Source organism: Rahnella inusitata, from assembly GCF_018288855.1.
Taxonomy (GTDB): domain Bacteria; phylum Pseudomonadota; class Gammaproteobacteria; order Enterobacterales; family Enterobacteriaceae; genus Rahnella; species Rahnella inusitata.
In genome coordinates this window covers 3,204,001-3,227,101 of sequence record NZ_CP065024.1, presented here as the reverse complement: position 1 = coordinate 3,227,101, position 23,101 = coordinate 3,204,001, and the positions used below count along the sequence as shown (strand labels likewise).

The window sequence follows — 23,101 nt, the reverse complement described above, 5'->3', positions numbered from 1 at the left end:
CGCGTTACCCACGTCTTTCGAATATAAAAAACGGGTGCCTGAATCAGGCACCCGTTTTTTTTAATTCAGCTTCAGACTTCGTAGTCGTTATCCTCAGCTGTTTTGAGAGGAGTAATTTTCACTTTCAAAATACGATGGCTGCTGACATCCAGCGGTTCGAACAGATAGTCGTGAATGGTAATCTGCGCGCCCACCTGTGGGATGCTCTGCGTATGCTCCATCAGCAGCCCGGCGAGCGTGTGGTATTCACGTTTCTCATCAACCGGCAGGGGAATGTACATCACCAAATCCTCAAGCGGCATGTAGCCGTTAGCAATCCAGGTGCCATCTTCCAACTGCTGTATGTCATGGCGCGCATCCGGCGTTTCATCAGATTCAGGCAGGTTACCGGCGATCGTTTCCATGACATCCGTCAGCGTCACGATCCCTTCAACTGAACCGAACTCATCCACCACAAACGCAAAATGCGTTTTCGCCTGACGGAACTGTTCCAGCGCCATCAACAGGGAAAGCTGCTCCGGGAAAATCAGCGGCTGACGGATCAGCGCTTTAAGATCTAACTCATTTTCCAGCAGTTGCTGTTTGAGCAAGTCCACAACGTGCACCACGCCCAACGGTTCGTCAGTCGAACTGTCTTCAGTCACCAGCATGCGGGTGTGCTGATTATTGGCAATTTGCTGCGTCAGCACGTCAACCGGGTCATTCAGTTCAAGATTATCGACATCATGCCGCGAGGTCATGACACTGCTGACGGTGCGCTGCCCGAGCCCGAGAACACGTTCAATCATATGGCGTTCCTGCTGATTGAAAATCGCATCCTCTTCATTAGCGCTGTCAGCGATCATGCTGGAGGAATGGGCATCCAGCTCGGCTTCTTCATGTTTACCACGAAGAACGCGAAGTACCGTTTCTGCAGTACGTTCACGCAATGAACGGCGTGAAGATAAAAAGCGTCGGCGGTTGAACTGTGCCAGCTGGTTCAGTGCTTCGATAATTACCGAGAAACCAATGGCCGCGTACAGATAACCTTTCGGGATCGCATAACCAAAGGCCTCAGCGACCAGACTGAAGCCGATCATCAGCAGGAAACTGAGACACAAAATCACAATCGTCGGGTGTGCATTCACAAAGCGCGTAAGCGGGCGGCTTGCCAGCAACATCAGGCCGATGGCGATACAAACCGCGACCATCATGACGGCTAAATGATCGACCATCCCGACGGCAGTGATGACGGAGTCCAAGGAGAAGACGGCATCCAGAACCACAATTTGCGCGACTACCGCCCAGAATTTGGCTCCCGTATGCTGTTGCGTTTGTTCCTCATCCTTCCCTTCAAGCCGTTCATTCAATTCCATGGTGGCTTTAAAGAGCAGGAACACCCCGCCGGTTAGCATGATCATATCTCTGGCACTGAACGCATGCCCGAGCACAGTAAGCAGGGGGCGAGTGAGCGTAGATAGCCACGAAATACAGGCCAGCAGCAATAAGCGCATCACTAATGCGAGTAAAAGCCCGGTAACACGGGCCTTGTCACGCTGCTGGCGCGGAAGTTTTTCAGCCAAAATGGCGATAAAAATAAGATTGTCTATGCCCAGAACAATTTCGAGTACTACCAGGGTAGCCAGCCCGGCCCAAATCGACGGATCGGCGATCCATTCCATATTGCGTTTTTCACCTTTAGTTACACGGCGGTTGCCGCACGGTGAATAATGGGCGTCAGGCGCGGAAAATTCAAATCTAAAACAGCAGGGTACCTTAAGAAAAGTGGAGCAAAGTAGGCTTAGGGGGACTCGATAAATATGAGTTATCGATCTGATTTGGAAAGCAGCAATTTGTGATGATAAAATCGTCGAACAGGTTCAACATTCCTAAATTTGAGTCTTTAGCTTACCGTTTGGTGCTGCTTACTGGTATCGTAATCACATAGACAGGCTATGTACTTGATGTTCTGAAGTTCGCAGTATGGTTTTCCTAAACGAAACGACAGGGACTATACTCGGTAAAGAAAAATATCGTGCTGGGCAATAAGTTTGTATTTTCAATTTCAGTCTGGTGAACTCATTGTGATTACTCACGTTAACCGACTGGATTTACACACAATAGGTTTCAAGGAGTATCCTTTACAATGTTAAAAGCTGTTATCCCTGTTGCCGGTCTGGGCACACGTATGTTGCCAGCGACGAAAGCAATTCCGAAAGAAATGCTGCCAATCGTCGATAAGCCTCTGATCCAGTACATCGTTAACGAATGTGCTGCGGCGGGCATCAAAGAAATCATTCTGGTTACGCATTCCTCAAAAAATGCCATCGAAAACCACTTCGATACCTCATTTGAATTGGAAAGCATGTTGGAAACACGCGTTAAGCGCCAGCTGCTTGAAGAAGTTCAGTCCATCTGTCCTAAGGGTGTGACGATAATGAACGTGCGTCAGGGGCAGTCAAAAGGCCTGGGTCACGCAGTTCTTTGCGCTAAGCCATTGATTGGCAATTCACCTTTTGCGGTTATTCTGCCTGACGTCCTGATGGATGATTCCACCAGCGATCTGCGCAAGGATAACCTTGCCGCTATGTTGACCCGTTTCAAAGAAACAGGTAACAGCCAGGTTATGGTTGAAGAAGTGCCGGAAGAAGACGTGTCTAAATACGGCGTTGTCGACTGTAATGGGGTTGAAGGTGAACCTGGTAAAAGTACACCAATGACCGCAATCGTTGAAAAACCTGAGCGTAAAGATGCACCGTCTAACCTGGCGGTAGTAGGGCGCTATGTATTCTCCGAAGATATCTGGCCACTGCTGGCAATTACTCCTTATGGTGCAGGCAACGAAATTCAGCTGACAGATGCTATTGCCCTGTTGATGAAGAAGAAAACCGTTGAAGCATTTACCATGACCGGCCGTTCACACGACTGTGGTGACAAACTCGGTTACATGAAAGCCTTTGTTGAGTACGGCGTACGTCATAACTCACAGGGTGATGCTTTTAAAGCGTGGCTGAAAGAGTTTACAGGCGAGTAATAGCGCTCAAGACCTGTATGGAAAGCACCATCTTGATGGTGCTTTTTTATAGCTGAAATTAGTGGTTATGCAATTAATACACCTGCCCAGAATGCCCCCTAGGCAGCTTTATAAATATCGAATGATGCGCAGGAATAATAAATAACCGGTCACCCAGTTTATAAGTAATTATGTTTATTGCATTTAAATCGAATTCATAAATGCCTTGTACGTTATCTAAGCAATGATGTCGTTAAAACATACATTTACCAACGAAAAGATAGGATTAAGGCTGCGTTCTGCGAAGTATTGAGCTAGGCTATATCAGTAATTTTCATGCCGGGCGATGTGTTTAAAAATTATACTCTTGATTGACAATTTTTAAGCGGCTGATCAAGTAATTGTTGTGGAAAGATACGCAGGCTCTCTGATATTGCTTTGAATCATCTACGATGTTATTTCATATAGGCTATTGAATATCTTATATAAAAGCCTGCTGTTGAAATTTTTGTGTTATCAGGACCAGACATCTTCAACGCTTACCATCGTAAATGACGTGTCAGTATCGACGCGCAGCTGGATTTTTAAGATGATTACATGTTGCTATCAAACATAATTAGGTTAAAAATTGCCAGTTGAGTTTTGTGAGACAGCCTTATCGAGATAGTTGCCTGGTGTTGTACATGGTTTAAGGTTTGTTTCAACTAGGTATGTAGGATAAGTGCATTGGTAGCTTGTGAGCCAAGGGCGGTAGCGTGGTTTTTAACCATTTCCGGCTGTACGCAAGCGACAAAGTGGATATGTTTTCCGAAACTATATGGATAACACATTCAGATAAGTTAAGTACATAACCTAAATAAAAAATTTAAAAATTGATTAAAATACTAAATTCTTAAAAAACACCGCTTAGTTAGCGTTATTAATAAAGCTTGAAGTAATTTAAAACATTAATCGATTGAACATGGTGCGGTCATGCAAGAATATATTATAATATTTTTCAGTGCGTTAGCTTCATTATTTGTTGCCCGTAAAATTGCGCGTCGTGTTGGGTTGGTAGACAAACCTAATGCGAGGAAACATCACAATGGGCATATTCCTCTGGTCGGGGGCGTTTCAATATACATATCTATTTGGGTATTGTTTTTCTTGCAGCCTGATTGGTTCCCAAATTTTAGCTATTACATCATTTGTACCAGCTTACTATTACTTGTCGGCGTCCTGGATGATCGTTACGATTTGCCTGTTACACCCCGTATAGCTTTGCAAGCATTTGTGGCCATAGTCATGATGTTTAGTGGATTACATCTTGCTTCACTCGGTGATATTTTTTTGGGCTACCCGGTTGGTTTAGGTATTTTGGGATATGTAGTGACAATATTCGCCGTTATGTGTGCAATTAATGCCTTCAATATGGTGGATGGAATTGACGGATTGCTTGGTGCTTTATCTTGCGTCAGTTTTGCCTCGTTAGGTGTAGCCTTTTCACTACATAGTAACGTTGAACTGGCGCAGTGGTGTATTTGTCTGACAATTGCCTGTATCCCTTACATCCTGCTGAACTTAGGCATCCCGTGGGGACGTAAATTTAAAGTCTTCATGGGGGATGCCGGAAGTACTTTGATTGGATTTACCGTTATCTGGTTAATTATTCTGGCAACGCAGGGGACTACAGCAATCTTACATCCGGTTACTGCACTATGGATCATCGCCGTGCCATTGATGGATATGATCCGTGTGATGGTTGCGAGAGTACGCAGGGGAGACAGCCCTTTTAAACCGGACCGTGAGCATTTACATCATATTCTTTTGAAATACGGTTTCAGGCATTCTACTGCATTGATAATAGTGTTAGCGATATCTATTTCATTTTCGGTAGTGGGTATTTTTGCCGATTATAAAAACTACAATCAGCTTGCTGTTCTGGTTTTCTTTATTCTCTGTTTTGTAGCGTTCGTACTATTCATTAATAAACTTGCCAGAACAGGCGCGCTCAAAGAGAATAATTGCTAAGCCAAAGCTAACCTATTTAAAATAAAGATGTTATTTGTTAAAGAGAGACTATAAATGAAAATTTTAGTTACTGGTGGTGCCGGTTTTATTGGTTCTGCAGTTGTTCGTCATATCATAAATAATACCAATGACAGCATTATCAACGTTGATAAACTCACATACGCTGGGAATCTTGAATCGGTTGAGAAGGTATCTGATAACGAACGCTACACTTTTGTTCAGGCAGATATTTGCGATAAGGTCGCTCTTGATCAGATTTTTGTAACACATCAACCTGATGCGGTAATGCATCTCGCTGCAGAAAGTCACGTTGATCGATCTATCACCGGCCCAGCTGATTTCATCGAGACTAACATCGTAGGGACTTATACCTTGCTTGAGGCCACTCGCGCATATTGGTCGCAGCTGAATCAGGAAAGAAAAGACGTTTTCCGCTTCCATCATATTTCTACCGATGAAGTCTATGGTGATTTACCCCATCCTGATGAGTGGCAAAGCCAGGAGGCACTGCCTCTGTTCACAGAAAAGACGCCTTACGCGCCAAGTAGCCCTTACTCCGCATCTAAAGCCTCAAGCGACCATCTTGTTCGTGCATGGCAGCGTACCTATGGCCTGCCATGTATTGTGACTAACTGTTCAAACAACTACGGTCCATATCACTTTCCTGAAAAACTCATTCCATTAGTCATCCTTAACGCACTGGAAGGCAAAAATCTGCCGATTTACGGTAAGGGCGATCAGATCCGTGACTGGTTGTACGTTGAGGATCATGCGCGCGCGCTTTATACCGTCGTCACCGAGGGTATAATTGGTGAGACCTATAACATCGGTGGACACAATGAGAAGAAAAATATCGACGTAGTGCTGACCATTTGCGATTTGCTTGATGAAATTGTCCCAAAAGGCGTTTCCTATCGCGAACAAATCACTTACGTCGCCGATCGCCCTGGTCATGACCGTCGTTATGCCATTGATGCAGATAAAATTAATCAGGAATTAAACTGGAAGCCACTTGAAACGTTTGAAAGTGGTATTCGTAAAACAGTTCAATGGTATTTAGATAATAAGAAGTGGGTTGATAACATCAAAAGCGGTGCTTATAAATCTTGGGTTGAGCAGAATTATGGAGATCGCAAATAATGGATATTCTTCTGTTTGGCAAAACAGGCCAGGTAGGTTGGGAATTACAGCGCGCTCTGGCTCCTTTAGGAAATGTGATTGCCCTTGACGTGCATTCAAAAGAATACTGCGGTGATTTCAGCAATCCAGAAGGGATAGCTGAAACCGTTCGCCGGATTAAACCTGATGTTATCGTGAATGCTGCTGCACATACCGCAGTTGATAAAGCAGAATCAGAACCTGATTTCGCCCAATTGCTGAATGCGACGAGTGTTGAGGCGATTGCAAAAGAGGCTGCCTTAATCGGTGCATGGTTAGTCCATTATTCTACTGATTACGTGTTCCCAGGCGACGGTGATAAACCCTGGTCAGAAGATGATGCAACCGGACCATTGAATACCTACGGTGAAACCAAGCTTGCCGGTGAAATTGCTGTTCAGAAGCATTGCACTAAGCACCTGATTTTTCGCACAAGCTGGGTATATGCTGGCAAAGGGAATAACTTTGCAAAAACCATGCTTCGTCTTGCAAAAGACCGGGAAGAGCTTTCAATTATCAATGACCAGTTTGGTGCGCCAACCGGTGCTGAACTTCTCGCCGACTGTACCGCGCATGCTATAACAACCGCAATGCGCAAGCCTGAAGTAGCCGGTCTGTATCATCTTGTTGCCTCTGGCATAACGACCTGGTTTGATTTTGCAAATGTGGTCTTCACTGAAGCGCAAAGTGCGGGTTATGAACTCGCGTTAAAGCAAACTCATCCGGTTGCAACGAGCGCATATCCTACGCCCGCCCGACGCCCAAATAATTCACGTCTTGATAATAGTAAGTTTCAACAGACCTTTGATTTAACACTGCCACGCTGGGATGTCGGGGTTAAACGCATGCTCGCTGAATTGTTCACACCTTCGGGTCTGTAATAGTCACTAGTTAAATAATTATTGCCCGTTAAAGGGCAGCGACAAAATTGAGAGCTTAAAATGACCACACGTAAAGGTATTATTCTCGCTGGCGGATCAGGCACGCGCCTGTACCCGGTGACAATGGCAGTCAGTAAACAACTGTTACCTATTTATGATAAGCCGATGATCTATTACCCGATCAGCACCCTTATGCTGGCCGGTATCCGCGATATTCTCATTATCAGTACACCCCAGGACACACCACGTTTTGAGCAACTGCTGGGCGACGGTAGTCAGTGGGGATTAAACCTGCAGTATAAAATTCAAGAAAGCCCTGATGGTCTTGCTCAGGCTTTTGTTATTGGCGAAGAGTTTATTGGTGATGATGATTGTGCACTGGTACTCGGTGACAACATTTTCTACGGGCATGATTTACAGAAACAGTTAGAGGCTGCTGTAGCCAAAGAGTCTGGTGCTACCGTGTTTGCTTATCATGTCCATGATCCGGAACGTTACGGCGTGGTGGAGTTTGATAAAGAAGGTAAAGCTATCTCTCTCGAAGAGAAGCCATTAGAACCAAAAAGCAATTATGCGGTTACGGGGCTTTACTTCTACGATAACAGTGTTGTCAAAATGGCTAAAGGATTGAAGCCATCACCACGTGGAGAATATGAGATCACTGACATAAACAGATTATATCTCGAAGAGGGGCGTTTATCGGTTGCCATGATGGGACGTGGATACGCATGGCTGGATACCGGCACGCATCAGAGTTTAATCGAAGCGAGTAATTTTATTCAGACTATTGAACTTCGTCAGGGGTTAAAAGTTGCGTGCCCTGAAGAGATCGCCTTCCGCAAAGGTTTTATCGATGTAGAACAGGTTAAGAAATTGGCTGCCCCATTAATTAAAAATGATTACGGCAAATATTTGTTGAAGATGATTAAAGGTTATTAAAACTCATGCAAATTATTAAAACTGAAATCCCAGATGTATTGATTTTAGAGCCTAAAGTATTTGGTGATGATCGTGGTTTTTTCTTTGAAAGTTTTAGTCAAACTAAATTCGAAGAGACGGTAGGGCGTAAAATTGAGTTTGTGCAAGATAACCACTCTAAATCAGTTAAGGGTGTACTACGTGGCCTGCACTATCAGATGGAACCCTATGCTCAGGGTAAGCTAGTCCGCTGCGTGGTTGGTGAAGTATTTGATGTTGCTGTCGATATTCGCCAATCTTCGCCAACGTTCGGTAAATGGGTTGGTGTCTTTCTTTCTGCTGAGAACAAAAGGCAGTTATGGATCCCGGAAGGATTTGCCCACGGTTTCTTAGTTGTAAGTAAAGTGGCTGAGTTTGTCTATAAAACGACAAATTACTATGCACCAGACAAAGAGGGGCATGTGATCTGGAATGATCCATTTTTAGGTATAGAATGGCCGAAGATTGGGTGCGAATATGTTCTTTCAGAAAAGGACAAGCTGGCTCCAATGCTGTCTGAACTCATTGGGGGAAATGTAAAATGCTATTAAAAAGAATCAAAGCTAAAATAATATCATTGATCGGTCTTGAGATGAATGCTATCTGTGATTATCTCAAATTTAAAAAATTTTATACTAAAGCTTCAGGCGCATCGAAAGATCAGAAAAAATTAGAGGCCTGGATATTACAAGATAAGCACCGAATCGAGAAAGCATTTACATTACCAAAACCTAAATTTGGTTTTGGTAAAGAAGTCATACCACGTTTAATTGATCATCTTGCTACATACAAGAAAGAATTTTGTGCTGATCAAGTTTATTATATTGGTTTGGGTTCTTTAAAAGCCTACATTAATTATCATTCCGAAAAAAAACAAGAATTACCAATGTTTTTTGTTGAAAATATAAAGAAAATATCAGCTGAAGATTTTGACCATCATGAATGTGACTTGGCCGGTTATAATCAAATATTACCAGCCTATGAAGAGAATACAAGCAAATTCAGTGATATGATTCGTGGCAGGAGAAGTTGTCGTAATTTCAATATAATTAAAAGCAAGGAGATTACTAACGAGCTATTAAATAATATCATCGATTTATCTATTTTGGCACCATCTGTCTGTAATCGGCAACATTGGAGAGTACATTACTTTTCAGGTGAGTTAAAAAATCAGGTTTTAGATTTCCAAAATGGTAATGCTGGATTTCAAGATAATATACCTTATATTGCCGTTGTGACGAGTGATTTAAGGGCATTTTATTCTCATGATGAAAGGAATCAACCGTATACTGATGGGGGGATATTTGCCATGAACCTCATGTATGCAATGCAAAACTTTGGTTTAGCATCGTGCCCCTTAAACTGGTGCAACTCAGCGAGAACTGAAGCGAGATTTAGAAAATTAAAATTAATACCTGACCATGAAGTTATTGTTCTTGTTCTGGCATTTGGCTTTCCTAACCAAAATGCATTATATGCGAAGTCACCAAGATTACCGGTTGATAACTTCTACACAATACATTAACAATCATAAGACCACCTCAAACGTAAAATTGAGGTGGTCGTGAATTAAATAATGAAAAATCAAATTATAAAAAACATATCTGCTAATTTTCTAAATTTATTAATAAGTATATTTATAGGTTTATTATTAACGCCGGTTTTAGTTAAAAAGTTGGGGATGGAAGTTTATGGTATCCTCCCTATTGCGTTATTTTTGACATTTTACATGGGGGTGATTGCTCAGTCATTGACTGCTTCAGTAAATAGATTTCTTATCGAAAAATTTATTTCAAATGAAATTGATGAAGCTAATGTTATATTTAATACTGCCTTCATTCTTATAATTTCTTATGTGATAATACTTGTCGCTTGCTTATTCTATCCAATAGTACATATTGGTGATTTTTTAACAGTACCCAATGGGCATCAGCCAGAAACGATAAATCTATTTCTGTGCGTATTGTTTTCTTTCATGATAGCAATGTTAAGTTCATCTCTGTCTGTGTCCATGTATGCGAAAAATAGAATAGATCTTATGCAAATAGGTAATATTTTGAGGAATATTACTAAAGTGACATCGATACTTGTATTTCTTAAACTCGATTACATAAGTTTAACGTACATAGGATTCTCCATTTTATTTTCAGAACTGATATATCTAGTATATTCAATAATCACATGGCGATTTTTAACACCAGAATTATTATTGAGTAGAAGGTTTTTTAGAAAAAGTAAAGTTAAGGAAATTACTTCATTTAGTGGTTGGGTTTTGTTTGACCAAGTCGGGACAATATTATTTTTAAAAACAGACCTTGTATTAGTTAATACTTTAATGGGTAGTAAGGAAAATGGAGAATATTCAATTGCCACACAATTTAGTGATTTGTTAAGGTCGATGGCAGGACTTGTGGCAAGTAGTCTTGGACCAATGATGGTTATATTGTATGAAAAAAAACAACTTGAACAACTAATTTCTATGACGACAGCATTTGTTAAATTATTGAGTTTAACAATAGCTGTTCCAATCATTTTGTTGTGTGTATTTTCGAAAGAAATATTGACCCTCTGGTTAGGATCTGGATTTACTCATTTATCTCCCTTAGTTTGTTTGGTAACGTTACCCTTAATAATTAACCTTGGAACATTGCCTATTTTGTCTATTAATATAGCAGTCAAGAAAATACAGGTGCCTGCATTAGTTAATATCATATTAGCATTAGTTGGAATAGCACTATCCTTTATATTATTTAAATTAACGGGACTTGGTTACTATGGGATTGCCATTGCATATACATTAACATTGACACTTAAAAACGCAGTTTTCATCCCATGGTATGCTGCCTCAATTATGAATATTCCAAAAAACACTTTTTTCAAGACGCACTTGAATTCATTATTATTTTTATTAATGTTTTATACGATGATTTATTATATAAAATATCTCTCTGAAAAAATTAGTGTTAATTTATTAGTTGAGTTATTTTCTCTTGGTGTTTTAGGAATGTTTTTGACGCTAGTTTTTTATTCGAAAAACGAAAGAAATGTTGTTTTTAAAATGATTAAGCGGAAATGAGAGGAATAGAAATGGCAACTAAAGTAGGTATTATTAATTTTCAATATTCTGATCATAATTATGGTGCTGTTCTTCAAGCAGCAGCTCTCGAAAATTTTTTAAAAGGAAAGTGTATAAGTGCTGAGCATATTGATTACATATCTACACCCGTAATAAAGGCTGGTAACTCAACAGATTTAGTAAAAAACATCATTAAGAGAATTGGTTTAACTACGATACTGAAGCGTTTATTACGTAAGCCTATTATTATTAAACACGTCGTAAATAATAATGCTGTATTTGAAAATTTTCGGAACAAGTGGATCCAAAGAACAAAACGGTTTGATAATTATAATGAACTAATTAACGAAAATTTAAATTATAGTGCTGTTATCGTTGGTAGTGATCAGGTGTGGCGACCAACTATGTATACACGTTTAACTGATTATAAAGTCTATTTTTTGGGATTTATCTCTAAGCCTACAAAAAAAATATCCTATGCTGCAAGTTTTGGTGTGGACATGTGGGAAATCAATGATAAAAAAGTAACTGAAGAAATTAAAGAATATGTTACTGATTTTACAGCCATTTCCGTTAGGGAGAATTCAGGAGTTACAATTTGCATTAAAAATTTTAATAAAGTCGCAATACATGTGCTTGATCCCACTCTTTTAATCGGGAAGTCGTTTTTTGAAGAAATAATAAATGAAGAGGAAATCCAGTCATCACAGTATAACAATGTTGTTTATTATAAGTTAGATATTGATGAGAGATTCAACTCAAATATAGAACGTTTGGGAGTTACTTTGTCTAAAAAAGTAGTTAATATTTATTACAACAGAATAAATGATAGCTACGAATATTATAGTGTTGGTACCTGGTTGAATAATATTAAGACCAGTGATTTAATCATTACCGATTCATTCCATTGTGTATGTTTTTCAATTCTTTTTAATAAAGAATTTATTTGCTGTATAAATGAATCAAGAGGCTTATCTCGCTTAGAAAGCTTATTTGATGCTTTGGGGATTCAGAACCGAATTGTATCGTCGGCAGAGGATTTGTCAAATAAAATAAATAATATTCAACCAATTGATTATGCAATAGTTAATTCAAAGTTAACTGAATTAAGAAAAATATCTGAAAATTTTCTTCTTGACAGTTTAGGCGATATATAATTGGCGGGAAATAGCACTATGGTTAATTTGGATTCGACATTCCCAATAGTTGTAATGACTAGGAATGAGGGTAAAGATCTTATAAACTGCATAAACTCAATATTTGAAACTACTAAGATTGATATAAAAATTTATTTAGTTGATAATAATTCAGATGATCAAGAGCACCTAGCTATCTTAACCAGTCTGAATTTGAGATTTTCGGATAAATTGGAAATTATCAAAAATAAAAAAAATCGTTGGATTCTTGGGCTCAATGATACGCTAAAAAAAGTTCGTAACCTACACTCAAGTCCTTATTTTTTTATTACTGATGGTGATATAGACTTTTCTAACTGTAAGGCTAAACCTTGTTGGTTGAGCTATTTGATAAGTCAGATGGACAGTAACATCGTTGTCGGAAAATTAGGTTTATCTCTTGATTGGAATTATATATCTACTCAGGATGATTTTTTAGAGATACTTGACCAGGAAAGGTCACTATATAACGAGAATAAAAAAATAAATCAATTATATATTGCGCAGGTTGACACAACAGCAACTATATTCAGATGGGATTGGTCTATGGAGTCTTCTGGATGTCTTTATCCTGACCACATGAGATATTTGCGTCCAGAATTATACTCTTGCAGAACAGATAAAGAATTAGTTGTTGAGCATCTTGGATGGTATAAGTATAAAATAAATACACTTCCTCTAAAAACAATAAACAGTAAAGTTATTTGTTTTACCATTGTTGGTGCTGCACTAAAAAAAGAGATAGTCTCTCAAGCATCGATAATAACGAAAGTTTTTAACTGTTTATTTTCTCGACCATGTCAAATATATTGGATCTTGCGTCGTTACTACTTTTTGTGTTTCTACATTATTAAAAAAGGTAGGCGATTATTTGATGGCCAAAAATAAACTTATAGAATTATTTATTAAATTGATTATTCTAATGACTTTCTGTGTCAGAGGCTATAATGTACCTCTTTTCAAATAGCATTGTTTTTTTGTTTTTCCTCGTCCATATCATTTTGCTTGCACTGGCGCTAGCTATTGCCGTGACCTCAGCTAAAAAGGCCGATGATATTGGTGTTGTTATTATTTTTTGTGCCTATTGTTTATTAAATTTTAGTAGGAATGGATATGGTGTTGATGAACCAGTCTATCTTGATGCATATAAAGATTATTTGAAAGATGGTACCTTATATTTCGAATATTCATTCAATTTTATATATTTAGTTTTTTCAAAACTTGATGTTGAACCCGTTTTTTTTAATCATCTGTTCTCGGTGTTATTTATTTTTTTAGCTGTTCTGATGATTAAGAAAAGTGTTAATAAACCATATCAGTCTCTGGGGCTGGTTTTCTTTTTGTTTTTTTCAATTACGCTCGATTTTGTATTTAATGCCTACAGACAAGGTATGGCTTTTTTGTTTATAGCAATTTCTTTGTGTTATTTTTTCCAAAATCATAAAAAGCGAGCAATACTATTCTTTATTATAGGCTTAGGTTTTCACTGGTCTTCGATTGTAGTTGCATTAGCTGTTATTTTACGCAAGTTTCTTTCTTTTAAGAATGCAGTGAGATTGAATATTTTAATTTTCATAATGACTACTATCGCAATGGTAATTCCATTGCATATTATTCCACTTGTAACTTTTATTTTGTCAAAAGTTAGTTTTGTTTCACCTTATATTTTAAAAATCACTGGTTATCTTGACTCACCTATTGCTTATTTCTATGATCTTAATTTTATGGGCCGGTTACCAATGATCGCATCGGTATTGGCGATGTTATCCATATTCTATATTTACAGAAAAGTGATTCCACAATTTTTCTATAAAATAGTAATGCTTTTGATGCTTTATTGCTTGAGCTTCCTAGAGATGTCTTATAGTTTTAGAAACTATTATTGGGTATTGCCATTCCTGCCAATTATAATGGCCAACATTCCTGAGTATTTAAATTCAGCTAAAGGTAAAAAATCAGCTCTAGTGATTGTTTCAGTTCTTCATATGATGTTAGCAATAACAGGCTATTATACTTCAGGTATTATGCCATTAATATTTTTGTGAACAACAAATGATTAAATACATAGTTTAGTTTAGGTTAAAGGGTTTTAACATGCCTATATCAAATGCTAAAAAGAAAGTTGCAATACTATTATCATCTTATAATGGTGAAAACTATATAGGTGAGCAATTAAACTCCTTGCTTAATATAAAATCCCGTTATGAGTTAAATATACATATTCGGGATGATGGGTCAACGGACGGGACACCTATACTTATCAGGGAATTCAAGAGTAATTATTCTACTGTTTTTATCCATCAATGTGAAAATGTTGGAGTCATAAAAAGTTTTCTATGGTTGGTAAGTCATGTGTCAGAATATGACTATTACGCTTTCTGTGATCAAGATGATGTGTGGCAAAGCTTAAAAATCGAAGCAGCAATCGATAAGTTAGAACAACATAGTGAAGATATTCCACTGCTGTATTGTTCAGCCTACGATTACGTTGATCAAGACCTTAATTTTATAGGTAGATTTACATCACTAAGTGATTTTTCTCTAAATAATCTGATGATTGAAAATTGCGCACCTGGCTGCACAATGGTGTTTAATGCCTCATTAAGACGAAAGTTTTTGAGTTTAGATATTCCTAATATTTCTGAACGTATAGTCATGCATGACTGGTTTTTTCTTCTTTTAGGTTTGCATAACGGAAAAGTGATCTATGACAATAATTCTTACTTGCTATACAGACAGCATGCTAATAATGTTGTCGGTAAGAAAAGCGGTTTTTTTGCAATTTTAAATTCAAAAATAAAACAGTTCATCAAGGAAAGTAAAAGACCAAAGCATTTGCTTTGTCAACAAAATGAATTATTGATGATGTGTAGTTCAGATAATACAAAAAGTGAAATGTATCTCTTAACCAGCAAGTTTGTAAATTCCCAGGGAAGTATAGTTTCAAGGATTAAATATGCTCTGACGGGCAATGTTAAACGCGTTAAAAAACTTGATGATTATGTCTTCAAGATACTTTTTGTCTTTGGTTATTATAAATAAAGCTGGTTATTAAATGTTGAATCATATTATAAAAATTCATATTGTTCTCGTTGCTAATACCTTATGGTCTATCTATAACTTCCGCAAAGGGATAATTAAGGACTTTCTAAACAAAGGCTACAAGGTCACAATCATTGGGCCTGATGATAGATATACAGATAAACTTAAAGCGCTAGGTTGTGAGGTCGAGTGCGTTGCTGTTTCATCCCAAGGAAAAAACCCTCTGATAGATCTACTTTTAATTTTTAGGCTCAGAAATATTTACAAAAGAATCAATCCTGATTTTATATTTCATTATACGATAAAACCAAATATTTATGGGTCAATTGCAGCCGGTTTGTCGGGTAATAAATCAATTGCTATCACAACTGGGCTTGGTTATGCTTTTAATAAAAGCTCGGTGTTTACTAAGATGATTTCTAGTCTGTATTCTTTTGCTTTTAAATTCGCAATGGAAGTATGGTTTTTGAATGAAGATGATAAGTCTATTTTTGTAGATAAGAAAATTATTAATATTGAAAAAGCATTTGTCCTTGATGGTGAAGGTGTTGACACAGACTTCTTTTCACCCGTAAGTTGTGAAGTATCGGATAATAGCAAACCTATCACTTTCTTATTAGTTTCCAGAATGCTATGGGATAAAGGTGTGGGTGTATATGTTGAAGCTGCGCGTAAAATTAAGATCGAGTATCCGAATGTAAAATTTCAGTTACTCGGAGCATGCGATGTAGAAAATCCAAGTGCTATATCGCGAGATATAATCGATTCTTGGCATTCTGAAGGCGTAATCGAATACCTAGGTGTGACAAACGATGTGCGAACTAACGTCAGTGAAACTGATTGCATCGTACTTCCTTCTTATTATCGCGAAGGGATCCCCAGAACCTTAATGGAAGCTGCCGCTATGGGTAAACCAATTATTACAACAGACAATGTAGGATGTAGAAATGTTGTCATTGATTGTAAAACCGGTTTTCTATGTGAGGTAAAGAATGCTGATAGTCTTGCTCAAAGTATGCGTAACATAATTAATATGGAACCGGTTGAGCGCCTGGCTATGGGGCTTAAAGGGCGTGAGTATATGATTAGTCGGTTTGATGAAAAAGTTATTATCGCTGACTATCATAATGTGCTTAAGAAATACCTCACCTTTTGATATATGCCCGCTTGGCTAGGCTTTGTTCAGTGCTGTATCACGAGAGCATCTTCCACTATCCATGTTCATTGAACCTGAGTTAACATCAGGTATACATTCTAAGCCGTGCACATGTCGCGGCGACCAAACCTGACAGGAGTATGTAATGTCCAAACAACAGATCGGCGTTGTCGGTATGGCGGTCATGGGCCGTAACCTCGCGCTTAACATCGAAAGCCGTGGTTATTCCGTTTCCATTTTTAACCGTTCTGGCGACAAGACTGATGAAGTCATCGCAGAAAACCCGGGTAAAAATCTTGTACCGCACTACACCGTCGAAGAGTTTGTTGACTCGCTTGAAAAACCACGTCGTATCTTGCTGATGGTGAAAGCCGGTGAAGCAACTGACCAAACCATCGCATCCCTGACTCCGCACCTGGATAAAGGCGACATCCTCATCGATGGCGGCAATACCTATTATAAAGACACTATTCGCCGTAACCGCGAACTGTCCGAGCAGGGCTTTAACTTCATTGGTACCGGTGTATCCGGCGGTGAAGAGGGCGCACTGAAAGGCCCATCCATTATGCCTGGCGGACAGAAACAAGCGTATGCGCTGGTTGCTCCGATTCTTGAAAAAATCGCAGCCCGTGCTGATGATGGCGATGCTTGTGTTGCTTACATCGGTGCAGATGGTGCAGGTCACTACGTTAAGATGGTTCACAATGGCATCGAATACGGTGACATGCAGCTGATTGCTGAAGCCTATTCATTGCTGAAACAGTCTCTGAACCTGAACAACGAAGAGCTGGCGTCCACCTTCGCAGATTGGAACAAAGGCGAGCTGAACAGCTATCTGATCGACATCACCAAAGATATCTTCACCAAGAAAGATGAAGAAGGTAAATATCTGGTAGATGTGATTCTGGATGAAGCAGCGAACAAAGGTACCGGTAAATGGACTAGCCAGAGCTCTTTGGATCTTGGCGAGCCACTGACGCTTATCACCGAGTCTGTCTTTGCCCGTTACCTGTCTTCTTTGAAAGATCAACGTGTCGCAGCATCTAAGGTGCTTTCTGGCCCGGCTGTTAAACCTTTCGAAGGCGATAAAGCAGAGTTCATCGAGAAAGTACGTCGCGCTCTTTATCTGGGCAAAATCGTTTCCTATGCTCAGGGCTTCTCACAGTTGAAAGCGTCTTCTGACGAGAACAACTGGGATCTGAACTACGGCGAAATCGCGAAGATTTTCCGTGCCGGTTGTATCATCCGCGCTCAGTTCCTGCAGAAAATTACCGATGCTTATGCGGAAAATGCATCTATCGCTAACCTGCTGCTGGCTCCGTATTTCAAAAATATTGCTGACGAATATCAGCAAGCGCTGCGTGACGTGGTGTCTTATGCTGTTCAAAACGGTATTCCTACGCCAACCTTCTCCGCTGCTATCAACTACTATGACAGCTACCGTTCAGCAGTTCTGCCAGCTAACCTGATCCAGGCACAGCGTGATTACTTCGGTGCACATACTTACAAACGCACTGACAAAGAAGGCGTATTCCACACCGAATGGTTGGATTAAGTCACTAGCTCTATAAATTAATGATAAGGCCCCTTCTTGAAGGGGTCTTTTTTTCAGAAAACTTTGTTTTTGCTTCTTAACTCATTGATTTTTATGAGTTGTTCTATGTGCAGCCAAATTCGGTGCATTCCTATGAGTTATTTACTGTTTCATACAGGTATTTTGAAGTGAATCTGACTATAATTTATAAGAGCATGTAATTGATAAATGTGAATAAATTCCATTAAGGTAATCATGAATCAAGATATTAATATGATAAAAAGTCAAGGGTCAAAACGCGGTGAGGAAATCGATCTATTAGACATTATTATGCAGCTATGGCGTGGCAAGTGGACAATCGCTCCTTTTGTTGTAGCAGCGATTGTTTTAGCAGTGATTTACTTGTTTGTGACTAAGGAAAAATGGACCTCCGAAGCCATTGTGACCTACCCCGATTCAGGGCAAATTGCTAACTATAGTAATGCAATGAACGTGCTTTACAGTCAGAATCCTTCTAATGCGCCAACGGTTATCGATGTTCAGCAGCGTTTTTTTGGCAGATTTAACTCGGCAATTGTTGCTTTGTCTGAGCAGTTGGATAGTCAGGAAAATCCCGAACAGCTTGTTATTACTCCCGCTGTTAAATCTCAAAATGTTCCTCTTAGGATTAGTTATATAGGCGAGAGTGCAGGTGAAGCGCGCAAAACGCTGACGACATATATTCAACAGATAAATAAACGAACTGTGACAGAGCTTGAAGATGACTTACAAACCAGCGTTGCTTCTAAAATTAAAGATTTGAATGAGAGCCTGCAAAGTCAGGTTAAAGTTGCACAAGAAAGAAAAGCTAAGCGTTTAGAGATACTTAATCAGGCTTTAGTTATTGCTCAACAGTCGAATATAAAAGATACACGCGTCCAGCAAGCTGAGACTCTTTCAGAGGATACGCTGTTCGTTCTGGGCAGCGATGCACTTTCTGCAACCATCAAAAATGAAGCAACGCGTCCCTTGCCTCTTGATGATAACTATTACAAAACGCGTCAGGCGCTTATTGCCATCAGTGCACTAAAGTCTAATCCTGAGTCGACATATGCATTGCGTTACGAAATGAAACCCAATATGCCGATACGTCGTGATAGCCCTAAAAAAGGTCTGATATTAGTTATTGGTGCCTTAATGGGAGCAGTCCTGGGCGCGGGGTTTGTCTTAGGTAGGAATGCGATTAAGCAATATTCCGTTCAGGAATAATAGTTGTCATTAACACTAAACAAAAAGCCGCCAATGCTTACGCAAAGGCGGCTTTTTTATATCTGTCGGTTAGCGTTACTTCTTATGACGCTGACGCAGATTCTCGATCACTGCGCTCAGGTTCAGATCCTGATCCTGCAGCAGTACCAGCAGATGATATACCAAATCTGAGGCTTCGTTTTTCAGTTCAAAGCGGTCATTGACGGTAGCCGCCAGCGCAACTTCTACACCTTCTTCTCCGACTTTCTGCGCAATACGCTTGGTGCCGCTGGCGTAAAGCTTCGCGGTGTAAGAGCTTTCAGGATCGGCTGTTTTGCGCGAGGCCAGAAGTTCTTCGAGCTGATACAGGAACGCCCAGTCGGTTTCGGCAGGATGGAAGCAACTGTTGTTGCCTTTATGGCAGGTCGGGCCGACAGGATTTACCAGTACCAGCAACGTATCGTTATCGCAATCCGGGGTGATGCTGACTACGTTGAGATAGTTTTCAGAGGTTTCACCCTTAGTCCACAAACGTTCTTTAGTGCGTGACCAAAAGGTTACTTTGCCAGAAGATTGTGTGACGTTTAGCGCTTCCTGGTTCATATATCCGAGCATCAGAACTTCGCCGGAAACAGCATGCTGGATAATCGCTGGCATCAGGTTATCGACTTTTACCCAGTCGAGCTGGCTTATTTGTTCACCGGTCAGCAGACTGGTTTTTGATTCTTGATTACTCACAAGCGGATCTCCACGCCATTTTCGGCTAAGTAGCTTTTCAGCTCGCCAATATTAATAATTTGTTTGTGGAACACCGACGCTGCCAGTGCGCCATCAACGCGTGCTTCTGCGAACGCTTCCAGGAAGTGCGGCATGGTGCCTGCTCCGCCGGAGGCGATAAGCGGTACGTGACACACTTCGCGGATCATTTTCAGTTGTTCAAGATCGTAGCCGTTACGCACGCCGTCCTGATTCATCATGTTCAGCACAATTTCTCCGGCGCCGCGCTCCTGCACTTCCTTCACCCAGTCGATGGTTTGCCAGGTGGTGATTTTGGTGCGCGCTTCGTCGCCGGTGAACTGATGCACTTGATAGGTGCCGGTCGCGGCGTCGTGCCAGGTATCAATACCCACGACGATGCACTGTACACCATATCGGTCTGCAAGACGGCTGATAAGCGTCGGGTCGGCCAGTGCAGGGGAGTTGATGGAAATCTTGTCAGCGCCGAACTGCAAAATGCGACCGGCATCTTCCAGCGTTTTAATGCCACCTGCGACACAAAAAGGAATGTCGATGACTTCCGCCACGCGTGACACCCAGCTTTTATCCACTACGCGGCCATCACTGGAGGCGGTGATATCGTAGAACACCAGTTCGTCAGCGCCTTCCTGCGCATAACGCTGCGCTAATGGCACGATGTCGCCGATGATTTCGTGATTGCGGAACTGCACGCCTTTGACTACCTGACCGTCTTTCACATCAAGGCAGGGGATTATCCGTTTTGCCAGCATGAGATTGCCTCCGTCACATTAAATTTGCCATCGAGCAACGCTCGTCCGACGATTACGCCTTCGACGCCGCTGTCTCGCAGCTGCGCGATGTCGTCCAGAGAACCGATACCGCCGGAAGCCTGGAATGCCACTTGCGGATAGCGCGCTGTCACTTCGCGATAAAGTTCAACGTTGGATCCGGCGAGCGTGCCGTCGCGGGAGATATCCGTGCACAGCACGTGTTTAAGGCCAAACGGCAGGTATTGTTCAACAATCTGCTCGAGTGTGGCATTGGAGTTTTCCTGCCAGCCGCTGATGGCGACATTTTTCATGCCGTTCGCATCAATACGCACGTCCAGCGCCAGCACCAGTGCATCCGCGCCAAAACGGCTGAACCAGCCTTGTACGGTTGCCGGATCTTTTACCGCCGTTGAACCCACCACCACGCGAGTGGCGCCGGCGCTTAATAAAGCTTCGACGTCCTGCTCATTGCGGATGCCGCCACCAACCTGAACCGGCACGGATACTCCGGCTAATAACTTTTTCAGCAAAGGGATCTGGCGTGCTGCCGGATCTTTCGCACCGGTCAAATCCACCAGATGTAAAACCTGCGCGCCTTGCTGCTGGTAATCCTGCAAACGTGGCAGAGGATCGTTACCGTAGTCACGCTGCTGACCGTAATCGCCCTGATGCAAACGCACCACGCTGCCTTCGATCAAATCCAAAGCGGGAATAATCATGCTGTTTACATCTCCAGAAAGTTTTTCAGCAACTGCGCGCCCGCGGCACCGGAACGTTCGGGATGAAACTGCACGCCGAAGAAGTTGTCTTTTTGTACGGCGGCGCTGAACGGCTCGCCGTAAAGGGTTTGGGCAACGGTGTTTTTGCATACCGGCATGGCAAATCCGTGGACGAAATAGAAGTAAGCATTTTCATCAATGCCGCGGAATAAATGGCTGTCGGCGTTGGCGATAACCTGATTCCAGCCCATGTGCGGTAATGGCAGACCATGATCCTGCATCCGCATCACCGGTGTCTCGATGATGCCCAGCGTATCGATACCGCCATTTTCTTCGCTGGAGGATGCCAGCAACTGCATACCCAGACAGATGCCGAGCACTGGCTGAGTACAAGCTTTAATCAGCTCAATCAGCTCGCGTTGCTCAAGCTGTTCCATCGCCGCCTGCGCGGTGCCCACGCCCGGTAAAAACAGCTTATCTGCCTGCAATACAATCTCTGCTTCACGGCTCACCGTCGGCTCGTAGCCCAGACGCTGAACCGCATACTTCACGGAAGAGAGGTTGGCGCAGCCGGTATCAAGGATAACGACATTCATCACAGCACTCCTTTAGAGCTCGGCAGGGTGTTGCCATCAACGCGGATCGCCTGGCGTAACGTGCGGCCAAACGCCTTAAACAGGCTTTCTACACGGTGGTGATCGTTCTTACCTTTGGTGCGCAGGTGCAGGGTACAGGCCATCGCGTAAGACAGGGAGCGGAAGAAGTGCTCGACCATCTCGGTGCTCAGATCCCCGACGCGCTGGTAGTTAAACTCGGCTTTATATTCCAGATGCGGACGCCCGGAAATATCCAGTGCGCATCGCGCCAGACATTCATCCATTGGCAGCACAAAGCCGAAACGGCCGATGCCGCGTTTATCGCCCAGCGCTTTGTTCAGGGCTTCGCCCAGCGCCAGCGCGGTATCTTCAACGGTGTGGTGATCGTCGATATACAAATCACCTTTCACTTCGATGTTCATGCGGAAACCGCCGTGGGTGGCAATCTGATCCAGCATGTGGTCGAAGAAACCCACTCCGGTACGGATTTTGCTGTCGCCTTCGCGATCCAGCCAGACATCCACATCGATAGCCGTTTCGCGTGTAACGCGGTTAACTTTAGCGTGACGATCGCGTTTGGTGAGCTGATCGGCAATCGCCCCCCAGTTCAGGGTATCGCGCTGATAACGCAGACCGGCGATGCCCATGTTGGCGGCCAGCTGAACATCGGTATCACGATCGCCGATGACATAACTGTTGGCTGTATCAAGCACGCCACTTTCCAGATAACCCTGTACCAGTTTAGTTTTCGGTTTACGACAGTCGCAATGATCGGCTGGCAGATGCGGGCAGATGAGCACTTCATCAAATACGATGCCCTGCGAGGTCAGGATCTGCATCATCAGGTTGTGCGGCGGATCGAAGGTTTCCTGCGGGAAACTGTCGGTTCCGAGACCGTCCTGATTGGTGATCATCACCAGCTTAAAGCCCGCATTTTGCAGCGACAGCAGGGCAGGGATCACGCCCGGCTCCAGTGCCAGTTTATCCAGACGATCGACCTGGAAATCCTCCGGCGGCTCTGAAATCAGGGTGCCGTCGCGGTCAATAAAAAGCGTTTTCTGCAATATAGG

At 41.8% G+C, this 23,101-nt stretch carries 21 protein-coding genes; 15 read left to right on the top strand and 6 right to left on the bottom strand.

Annotated elements, in window-relative coordinates:
* Positions 1-71: 71 nt before the first annotated feature.
* Positions 72-1,661 (bottom strand): TerC family protein, encoded by a 1,590-nt coding sequence (locus tag I2123_RS15055; RefSeq protein ID WP_112164399.1) that lies wholly within the window; start codon positions 1,659-1,661, stop codon positions 72-74.
* 464 nt (positions 1,662-2,125) lie between these two features.
* Here I2123_RS15055 and galU point away from each other — a divergent pair, with 464 nt between their 5' ends.
* From galU to wzzB, 15 genes are all read left to right on the top strand, one after another.
* A complete protein-coding gene (gene galU, locus I2123_RS15050) occupies positions 2,126-3,013 on the top strand; it encodes a UTP--glucose-1-phosphate uridylyltransferase GalU (protein WP_112164398.1) in 888 nt (295 codons plus the stop codon).
* A gap of 951 nt (positions 3,014-3,964) precedes the next feature.
* Positions 3,965-5,002: a UDP-N-acetylglucosamine--undecaprenyl-phosphate N-acetylglucosaminephosphotransferase gene (gene wecA / locus I2123_RS15045; protein WP_213050879.1), complete on the top strand. Its 1,038-nt coding sequence runs from the start codon at positions 3,965-3,967 to the stop codon at positions 5,000-5,002.
* A 54-nt stretch (positions 5,003-5,056) separates the two neighbouring features.
* Complete coding sequence (gene rfbB, locus I2123_RS15040) at positions 5,057-6,142, top strand: dTDP-glucose 4,6-dehydratase (RefSeq protein ID WP_213050878.1); 1,086 nt, start codon at positions 5,057-5,059, stop codon at positions 6,140-6,142.
* Positions 6,142-7,041 (top strand): dTDP-4-dehydrorhamnose reductase, encoded by a 900-nt coding sequence (gene rfbD / locus I2123_RS15035; protein ID WP_213050877.1) that lies wholly within the window; start codon positions 6,142-6,144, stop codon positions 7,039-7,041. The genes rfbB and rfbD overlap by 1 nt, the downstream gene beginning before the upstream one ends.
* 60 nt (positions 7,042-7,101) lie before the next feature.
* Positions 7,102-7,980 (top strand): glucose-1-phosphate thymidylyltransferase RfbA, encoded by an 879-nt coding sequence (gene rfbA, locus I2123_RS15030; protein WP_112164394.1) that lies wholly within the window; start codon positions 7,102-7,104, stop codon positions 7,978-7,980.
* Between the two features lie 5 nt (positions 7,981-7,985).
* Positions 7,986-8,549, top strand: a complete 564-nt coding sequence (gene rfbC, locus I2123_RS15025) for a dTDP-4-dehydrorhamnose 3,5-epimerase (protein WP_213050876.1) — start codon at positions 7,986-7,988, stop codon at positions 8,547-8,549.
* Positions 8,540-9,523, top strand: a complete 984-nt coding sequence (locus I2123_RS15020; RefSeq protein WP_213050875.1) for a nitroreductase family protein — start codon at positions 8,540-8,542, stop codon at positions 9,521-9,523. The genes rfbC and I2123_RS15020 overlap by 10 nt, the downstream gene beginning before the upstream one ends.
* 51 nt (positions 9,524-9,574) lie before the next feature.
* A complete protein-coding gene (locus tag I2123_RS15015; protein WP_213050874.1) occupies positions 9,575-11,074 on the top strand; it encodes an oligosaccharide flippase family protein in 1,500 nt (499 codons plus the stop codon).
* An 11-nt stretch (positions 11,075-11,085) separates the two neighbouring features.
* Positions 11,086-12,231: a polysaccharide pyruvyl transferase family protein gene (locus I2123_RS15010; RefSeq protein WP_213050873.1), complete on the top strand. Its 1,146-nt coding sequence runs from the start codon at positions 11,086-11,088 to the stop codon at positions 12,229-12,231.
* A gap of 18 nt (positions 12,232-12,249) precedes the next feature.
* Positions 12,250-13,137 (top strand): glycosyltransferase family A protein, encoded by an 888-nt coding sequence (locus tag I2123_RS15005; protein ID WP_213050872.1) that lies wholly within the window; start codon positions 12,250-12,252, stop codon positions 13,135-13,137.
* A 59-nt stretch (positions 13,138-13,196) separates the two neighbouring features.
* Positions 13,197-14,294, top strand: a complete 1,098-nt coding sequence (locus tag I2123_RS15000; protein ID WP_213050871.1) for an EpsG family protein — start codon at positions 13,197-13,199, stop codon at positions 14,292-14,294.
* A gap of 49 nt (positions 14,295-14,343) precedes the next feature.
* The gene (locus tag I2123_RS14995; protein ID WP_244879831.1) at positions 14,344-15,291 is read left to right on the top strand and encodes a glycosyltransferase; all 948 of its coding nucleotides are present in this window, start codon (positions 14,344-14,346) and stop codon (positions 15,289-15,291) included.
* 13 nt (positions 15,292-15,304) lie between these two features.
* The gene (locus tag I2123_RS14990; RefSeq protein ID WP_244879830.1) at positions 15,305-16,447 is read left to right on the top strand and encodes a glycosyltransferase family 4 protein; all 1,143 of its coding nucleotides are present in this window, start codon (positions 15,305-15,307) and stop codon (positions 16,445-16,447) included.
* Between the two features lie 145 nt (positions 16,448-16,592).
* The gene (gndA, locus tag I2123_RS14985) at positions 16,593-18,002 is read left to right on the top strand and encodes an NADP-dependent phosphogluconate dehydrogenase (protein WP_213050870.1); all 1,410 of its coding nucleotides are present in this window, start codon (positions 16,593-16,595) and stop codon (positions 18,000-18,002) included.
* Positions 18,003-18,236: 234 nt separating this feature from the next.
* Positions 18,237-19,229 carry an LPS O-antigen chain length determinant protein WzzB gene (gene wzzB / locus I2123_RS14980; protein WP_213050869.1) on the top strand — a complete coding sequence of 331 codons (993 nt, stop codon included), beginning with the start codon at positions 18,237-18,239 and terminating at the stop codon, positions 19,227-19,229.
* A 75-nt stretch (positions 19,230-19,304) separates the two neighbouring features.
* Here the strand turns inward: wzzB and hisIE are convergent, their stop codons facing one another.
* The 5 genes from hisIE to hisB are packed head-to-tail and all read right to left on the bottom strand — an operon-like array spanning position 19,305 to position 23,098.
* The gene (gene hisIE, locus I2123_RS14975; protein ID WP_112164506.1) at positions 19,305-19,919 is read right to left on the bottom strand and encodes a bifunctional phosphoribosyl-AMP cyclohydrolase/phosphoribosyl-ATP diphosphatase HisIE; all 615 of its coding nucleotides are present in this window, start codon (positions 19,917-19,919) and stop codon (positions 19,305-19,307) included.
* Between the two features lie 23 nt (positions 19,920-19,942).
* Positions 19,943-20,716: an imidazole glycerol phosphate synthase subunit HisF gene (gene hisF, locus I2123_RS14970; protein ID WP_112164383.1), complete on the bottom strand. Its 774-nt coding sequence runs from the start codon at positions 20,714-20,716 to the stop codon at positions 19,943-19,945.
* The gene (gene hisA, locus I2123_RS14965) at positions 20,698-21,435 is read right to left on the bottom strand and encodes a 1-(5-phosphoribosyl)-5-[(5-phosphoribosylamino)methylideneamino]imidazole-4-carboxamide isomerase (RefSeq protein ID WP_213050868.1); all 738 of its coding nucleotides are present in this window, start codon (positions 21,433-21,435) and stop codon (positions 20,698-20,700) included. The genes hisF and hisA overlap by 19 nt, the downstream gene beginning before the upstream one ends.
* 5 nt (positions 21,436-21,440) lie before the next feature.
* Positions 21,441-22,031, bottom strand: coding sequence for an imidazole glycerol phosphate synthase subunit HisH (hisH, locus tag I2123_RS14960; protein ID WP_112164381.1), 591 nt, complete (start codon positions 22,029-22,031; stop codon positions 21,441-21,443).
* Positions 22,031-23,098, bottom strand: a complete 1,068-nt coding sequence (hisB, locus tag I2123_RS14955) for a bifunctional histidinol-phosphatase/imidazoleglycerol-phosphate dehydratase HisB (protein ID WP_213052529.1) — start codon at positions 23,096-23,098, stop codon at positions 22,031-22,033. The genes hisH and hisB overlap by 1 nt, the downstream gene beginning before the upstream one ends.
* Positions 23,099-23,101 lie beyond the last annotated feature (3 nt).

Bases quoted from the DNA above. Each gene is read 5' to 3' on its own strand.
- I2123_RS15055 (WP_112164399.1), bottom strand. From the start codon at position 1,661: ATGGAATGGATCGCCGATCCGTCGATTTGGGCCGGGCTGGCTACCCTG.
- galU (WP_112164398.1), top strand. From the start codon at position 2,126: ATGTTAAAAGCTGTTATCCCTGTTGCCGGTCTGGGCACACGTATGTTG.
- wecA (WP_213050879.1), top strand. From the start codon at position 3,965: ATGCAAGAATATATTATAATATTTTTCAGTGCGTTAGCTTCATTATTT.
- rfbB (WP_213050878.1), top strand. From the start codon at position 5,057: ATGAAAATTTTAGTTACTGGTGGTGCCGGTTTTATTGGTTCTGCAGTT.
- rfbD (WP_213050877.1), top strand. From the start codon at position 6,142: ATGGATATTCTTCTGTTTGGCAAAACAGGCCAGGTAGGTTGGGAATTA.
- rfbA (WP_112164394.1), top strand. From the start codon at position 7,102: ATGACCACACGTAAAGGTATTATTCTCGCTGGCGGATCAGGCACGCGC.
- rfbC (WP_213050876.1), top strand. From the start codon at position 7,986: ATGCAAATTATTAAAACTGAAATCCCAGATGTATTGATTTTAGAGCCT.
- I2123_RS15020 (WP_213050875.1), top strand. From the start codon at position 8,540: ATGCTATTAAAAAGAATCAAAGCTAAAATAATATCATTGATCGGTCTT.
- I2123_RS15015 (WP_213050874.1), top strand. From the start codon at position 9,575: ATGAAAAATCAAATTATAAAAAACATATCTGCTAATTTTCTAAATTTA.
- I2123_RS15010 (WP_213050873.1), top strand. From the start codon at position 11,086: ATGGCAACTAAAGTAGGTATTATTAATTTTCAATATTCTGATCATAAT.
- I2123_RS15005 (WP_213050872.1), top strand. From the start codon at position 12,250: ATGGTTAATTTGGATTCGACATTCCCAATAGTTGTAATGACTAGGAAT.
- I2123_RS15000 (WP_213050871.1), top strand. From the start codon at position 13,197: ATGTACCTCTTTTCAAATAGCATTGTTTTTTTGTTTTTCCTCGTCCAT.
- I2123_RS14995 (WP_244879831.1), top strand. From the start codon at position 14,344: ATGCCTATATCAAATGCTAAAAAGAAAGTTGCAATACTATTATCATCT.
- I2123_RS14990 (WP_244879830.1), top strand. From the start codon at position 15,305: ATGTTGAATCATATTATAAAAATTCATATTGTTCTCGTTGCTAATACC.
- gndA (WP_213050870.1), top strand. From the start codon at position 16,593: ATGTCCAAACAACAGATCGGCGTTGTCGGTATGGCGGTCATGGGCCGT.
- wzzB (WP_213050869.1), top strand. From the start codon at position 18,237: ATGAATCAAGATATTAATATGATAAAAAGTCAAGGGTCAAAACGCGGT.
- hisF (WP_112164383.1), bottom strand. From the start codon at position 20,716: ATGCTGGCAAAACGGATAATCCCCTGCCTTGATGTGAAAGACGGTCAG.
- hisA (WP_213050868.1), bottom strand. From the start codon at position 21,435: ATGATTATTCCCGCTTTGGATTTGATCGAAGGCAGCGTGGTGCGTTTG.
- hisH (WP_112164381.1), bottom strand. From the start codon at position 22,031: ATGAATGTCGTTATCCTTGATACCGGCTGCGCCAACCTCTCTTCCGTG.